The sequence below is a fragment of the Nodularia sp. UHCC 0506 genome (assembly GCF_034931045.1).
In the GTDB taxonomy this organism is placed as follows: Bacteria; Cyanobacteriota; Cyanobacteriia; order Cyanobacteriales; family Nostocaceae; genus Nodularia.
In genome coordinates this window covers 1-5,141 of sequence record NZ_JAYGHH010000051.1, presented here as the reverse complement: position 1 = coordinate 5,141, position 5,141 = coordinate 1, and the positions used below count along the sequence as shown (strand labels likewise).

The window sequence follows — 5,141 nt, the reverse complement described above, 5'->3', positions numbered from 1 at the left end:
AGATTTCTTCAGCCAGCCCTAAATATGCTTTTTCTAAAACTCTTGTAGGGACTTTCTCTGGAATGTCCCTACTTTTTTGTGTGCGATGTCTAAGAGGATGTTTGAAAAGTTTTGGGCGAATATAATATGGCTACGCTTCGCGTTAGCGATACGCTACTACACAGGCATGGTGCGTAGCGGCTTTCCGTAGGGAAGTCCAGCGACCTGGACTAATGCAAAATCAAGGTTTTCAAACCCACGCAGGTGGGTTTCGTTTGTGTAGCCGCTTCTAGTCGCCAAGGCGAGTAATAAATTAGACTTGTCAAACAACCTCTAATATAGGGTTTGCTGTTCGCGTAGCGTGCCATTAGGTATATGGAGGCGTGGAGTATATTTGCCCGAAAATTGCCGCAAGCAACATTTCTAAAGCCAGCTACAAAAATTTGTTGACAGACCACCCCAAACTCGTCGGCTGTTCATAAATCCGCTTGAGAGTATTCACATCTCTGGGAGAAATCTGTGGGGGGTTGCGAACTTGGGAAAAGTATAAAGCATCGGTTGGTAAATCACTATGTCCCCAAATTCCTAAAGCATGACCGAGTTCGTGGCGGGAGGCTGCTTTGAGAAACACACCTGTTTGAGTAGGACTCAATAAAATGGTGAAGCGGTGGGATAAAATAATATTATTATTAATATTGCTATTGTATAACTCATAAGTAGCTTGTGCCGAACGCGCACGGGGAAAATTGCCACCACGGGAAAATTGCAGAGGTGGTGATTTTCGCAGAATATTAATATCAGCAATATCTGGCTGTTCTACTACTACTAAAGGTAAATAAACACTCCACTCTTGCACAGTCTCTAAGACACTGTTAAACCATGCTTGAGCCTGGGTATGACTCGCTACTTGGGGTCTTTCTATATATACTTTAATTGGAAATTGCGACCAGACTAAATAACCTACCTGTGTTTTTTCCACTTGGGAAAAGTAGTCCCCACTATTTGTATCATCTTGCCATTGCGCCAGTGTGGGCGGTAGGGGATGGGGAGATGGGGCGATAGAGGTAGTTTGTATGACAGCGTTAGAAGACAAATTAGTAAAAATAACTAGCAACCCTGCGCTAATGAATAAGAACAGAACTGCTAGTAATTTTCGTATATTTAAACTTTGGTGGGTTTGAGGTTTTGGATAATGAATTTTCTTGCCCATCATCCTATTTCCTTATTTTTATTTAGGTAGCCAACCAGCACTCAAAACCACTGTTAAACCCATAAATATAACTGTCAGCGCCCAGGTAACACGATTTAAGGTGTCTTCTGCACTCTTGGTACTGCTGAATAATTGGGCCTGTCCGCCAATAGCACCAATACCATCACCTTTGGGGCTATGTAGCAGCACCAAAATAATTAAACCTAAAGCAGAAATAGCCCAAACAATTTGCACAATAGTAGTAGCTGTCATAGTTAAGAATCTCTCTTATAACAAATTTCAAATTGGGATCAAAAGTTGAAAGTTAGGAGTGAGAAAAATTTTTATTCACTCCTAAGCTTTTTTACATACCAGCTTTCACGGGAGTTCGAGTGCGTTCCACGTCATATCCGGCTGGTGTTAATAGCGATCGCCCTGTCATTTCTGACGGTTGGGGTAACTGTAAAATCTCTAGAATGGTGGGCGCAATGTCGGCTAACTTGCCATCACTTCGCAATTCAACATTGGTACCATGTCCAGGAATTTTGATCGTCTCTCCTTCCACTAAGATAAAGGGGACTGGATTAGTCGTGTGAGCTGTCCAGGGATTACCTTCTTCATCTAGCATATACTCAGCGTTACCGTGGTCAGCAGTAATCATTGCTGTACCTCCGGCTTGGCTAATGCTGGTGAGTAATCTACCCAAACACTGATCCACTGTTTCAATCGCTGTCACTGTGGCTTCTATTTGACCAGTATGCCCTACCATGTCTGGGTTAGCATAGTTAATCACTACTAAAGAGTAAACACCCTTTTTAATTGCAGCGATCGCTACATCTGTAACTGCTTCTGCCGACATTTTAGGGGCTTTGTCGTAAGTTGCGACCATCGGACTGCTGACAAGTTCTCGGTCTTCCCCAGCAAAAGGTTCCTCTAGTCCCCCATTAAAGAAATAGGTGACGTGGGCGTATTTTTCAGTTTCAGCCGTGCGGAACTGCTGCAAACCATTATTGGCAACTACTTCACCTAAAATATTACTCAAATTTTGCGGTTCAAAAGCTACAGTGACTGGTAGTTCTGAATCGTATTGAGTAAAGGTAGCAAAAGACAACGGCTGAATTTGCTGCCTTTCAAAACCTGTAAATTTAGGGCTGACAAAAGCTTGAGTCAACTGTCTAGCGCGGTCTGGGCGGAAGTTGAAGAATATCACACCGTCCCCTGGTTCTATAGCGCCAGGGGCAATACGGACTGGATTGATAAACTCGTCCTTCACACCTTCAGCATAAGATGCTGCTAAGATTTCCCCAGCCTGACGACCATCAATAGCAGTATCTTGTGTCATTACCTCATAAGCAAGTTGCACCCGATCCCAACGGTGATCCCGATCCATTGCGTAGTAACGACCACTCAGGGTGACTATGCGCCCAATACCTTTGTCTTCGATTTGATCCTGCAATAGCTGGATTGCTTTTATACCCTCCGTGGGGGCAGTATCACGACCATCAGTGATGGCGTGGATACACACTTGTGAAATTTCCTGTTCCTTGGCTAAATCCAGTAGTCCAAAGAGATGGGTGATATGAGAGTGTACCCCTCCCTCCGAACAAAGCCCCACCAGATGCAGCTTGCCATTTCCAGAGCGAACTTTCTGGCAAATTTTGACAAGTGCGGGGTTTTTCAGAATAGAACCATCTTCCACCGCATCCGAGATGCGTACCAATTCTTGAGGTACTACTCGCCCAGCGCCAATGTTCAAATGACCCACTTCCGAGTTGCCCATCTGACCTTCTGGCAACCCTACGGCCTTTCCTGATGTGCTAATGAGGGTGTGCGGGTAAGCTGTCCATAAGCTTTCCACAATGGGAGTTTTAGCAGCGACAATTGCGTTTCCTCGCTTCTGTTCGCAGTAGCCCCACCCGTCTAAAATGACTAGCACCACAGGAGCAACAGGTGCTTTGGTCATAGTAAAATTGCCCTTTACTTTTTGTAATATCCGAATGATACCACTGCTAATCATCAGCGCAAGTGAATTTATGCTGATTAACTTATTTTATTTACATTCTTTTTTATAGTTAGTAGTGGCATTTAAAGGCCACTACTAGGTAGTTGATCATTTGCCTTTTGCGGCAGACTTGGCAGCTTTAGCAGCTTTCTTAGCGGCTTTTTCGGCAGCTATTGCAGCTAATTTAGCTTGTTCCTTTTCTTCGGCAATTTTATCCAGGTAGTAATGATAGTCTCCTAGATAGACACGAAATTCACCGTCGCGGATTTCGACAATTTTGTTGGCTACTTGGGAGATAAAATAACGGTCATGGGAAACTACAATCGCCGTGCCATCATAGTTCTGTAAGGATTCTTCCAGCATTTCTTTGGCTGGAATATCTAAGTGGTTTGTCGGCTCATCTAAAATCAGCAGATTAGCTGGACGTAATAGCATTTTCGCCAATGCTAAACGAGCTTTTTCTCCTCCACTTAATGCCCCTACTGACTTAAATGCTGTCTCACCTGTGAACAAAAACCGTCCCAAAAGTCTGCGAACTTCTTCGTTTGTCCAGTCGGGAACTTCATCATGGATGGTTTCCATGACTGTTTTCTTTAAGTCTAAGGCTTCGGCTTGATTTTGCTCAAAGTAGCCGGGAAGCACATTATGATCGCCTAATTTTACAGTGCCTTCCGTGGGTGGTTCCATACCCATGATTACCCGTAACAGGGTAGATTTTCCCGCACCATTGGGACCGAGAAAGGCAATGCGATCGCCTCTTTCTATTAACAGACTTGTTCCCAAGAATAAGATTTTATCATCGTAGATATGAGTTAAATCTTTTATTTCTACTACTTCCCGTCCACTGCGGGGTGCTGGCGGAAAGCGGAAGTGCAGGGTTTTCACCCCAGCCACAGGTGCGTCAATACGCTCGATTTTTTCTAGTTGTTTTTCCCGGCTTTTCGCCTGGGTGCTGCGAGTCGCACTAGCGCGGAATCTGTCAACAAATGTTTGCTGTTTCTCTAATTCTTTCTGCTGACGCTCGTAGGCGCTCAGTTGTGCTAGTTGATTTTCAGCTTTTTGTTCTAAGTATGCTGAATAGTTACCCAGGTAGGTAGTAGAAACACCACGTTCAGTTTCTACGATGTGGGTGCAGAGGCGGTCAAGGAATTCCCGGTCATGGGAAACTATCACCATTGGAGTATTCAGGCCTTTGAGGTAGTTTTCTAGCCACTCAATGGTTTCTAAATCTAAGTGGTTAGTCGGTTCGTCCAGTAGTAATAAGTCGGGTTTTTGCAGGAGAATTTTACCTAAACTCATCCGCATTTGCCAACCACCGGAGAAAGCGCTGACGAGGCGATCGCCATCTTCGGAATCAAACCCCATTTCTGGTAAAATTTTCCCGATGCGTGCGTCTAAGTTATAGCCATCCAGGGCTTCAAATTGACGCTGTAAGCGATCTAGTTTGTCAATCAGTTTATCCAGTTCTTCTGGAGTAGCCGTTTCCATATCGCGCTGTACTTGCGCCAGCGACATTTGTACTTGGTTGGCTTCTTCAAAGACGATCCAAAATTCTTCTCTCACTGTGCGGCCGGGATCTACTTCAAACTCTTGGTTGAGGTAGGCTATGTGCAAACTGGAGGGACGAATGATTTCGCCGGCGGTGGGTTCAATTTCCCCGGTGATAATTTTTAGCTGGGTGGATTTTCCCGCACCGTTGACACCGACTAAGCCAATACGCTCCCCTGGTTTGACTTCCCAGTTGATATCTTTGAGAACTTCGCCTGTAGGATAAATTTTACTGATATGTTCTAGTCGCAGCATCAAGTTTCTCTCAGGTAGGGTATGGGTAGTTAAGGACGAAGTACTAACACCGTCTCCAATATTAACAAAAATTAACTCAAGTTTATGCTTTTTTGCAGCCTCTGAGGATGGGAGTTTTTAACGCAGAGGGGCGCTGAGGTTAACGCAAAGGTACGCTGAGGTTTTATA

The 5,141-nt window shown here is 44.5% G+C and carries 4 protein-coding genes; all 4 read right to left on the bottom strand.

Features of this window, described 5'->3' with window-relative positions:
* Positions 1-412: 412 nt before the first annotated feature.
* On the bottom strand, positions 413-1,189 hold the full coding sequence (locus tag VB654_RS20995; RefSeq protein WP_323215782.1) for a peptidase: 777 nt from the start codon (positions 1,187-1,189) through the stop codon (positions 413-415).
* Between the two features lie 18 nt (positions 1,190-1,207).
* Positions 1,208-1,441 (bottom strand): preprotein translocase subunit SecG, encoded by a 234-nt coding sequence (gene secG / locus VB654_RS20990; RefSeq protein WP_323215741.1) that lies wholly within the window; start codon positions 1,439-1,441, stop codon positions 1,208-1,210.
* A 91-nt stretch (positions 1,442-1,532) separates the two neighbouring features.
* Positions 1,533-3,131, bottom strand: coding sequence for a 2,3-bisphosphoglycerate-independent phosphoglycerate mutase (gene gpmI, locus VB654_RS20985; protein WP_323215740.1), 1,599 nt, complete (start codon positions 3,129-3,131; stop codon positions 1,533-1,535).
* A 147-nt stretch (positions 3,132-3,278) separates the two neighbouring features.
* A complete protein-coding gene (locus VB654_RS20980) occupies positions 3,279-4,973 on the bottom strand; it encodes an ABC-F family ATP-binding cassette domain-containing protein (protein ID WP_323215739.1) in 1,695 nt (564 codons plus the stop codon).
* Between the last annotated feature and the right edge of the window lie 168 nt (positions 4,974-5,141).

Bases quoted from the DNA above. Each gene is read 5' to 3' on its own strand.
- VB654_RS20995 (WP_323215782.1), bottom strand. From the start codon at position 1,189: ATGGGCAAGAAAATTCATTATCCAAAACCTCAAACCCACCAAAGTTTA.
- secG (WP_323215741.1), bottom strand. From the start codon at position 1,441: ATGACAGCTACTACTATTGTGCAAATTGTTTGGGCTATTTCTGCTTTA.
- gpmI (WP_323215740.1), bottom strand. From the start codon at position 3,131: ATGACCAAAGCACCTGTTGCTCCTGTGGTGCTAGTCATTTTAGACGGG.
- VB654_RS20980 (WP_323215739.1), bottom strand. From the start codon at position 4,973: ATGCTGCGACTAGAACATATCAGTAAAATTTATCCTACAGGCGAAGTT.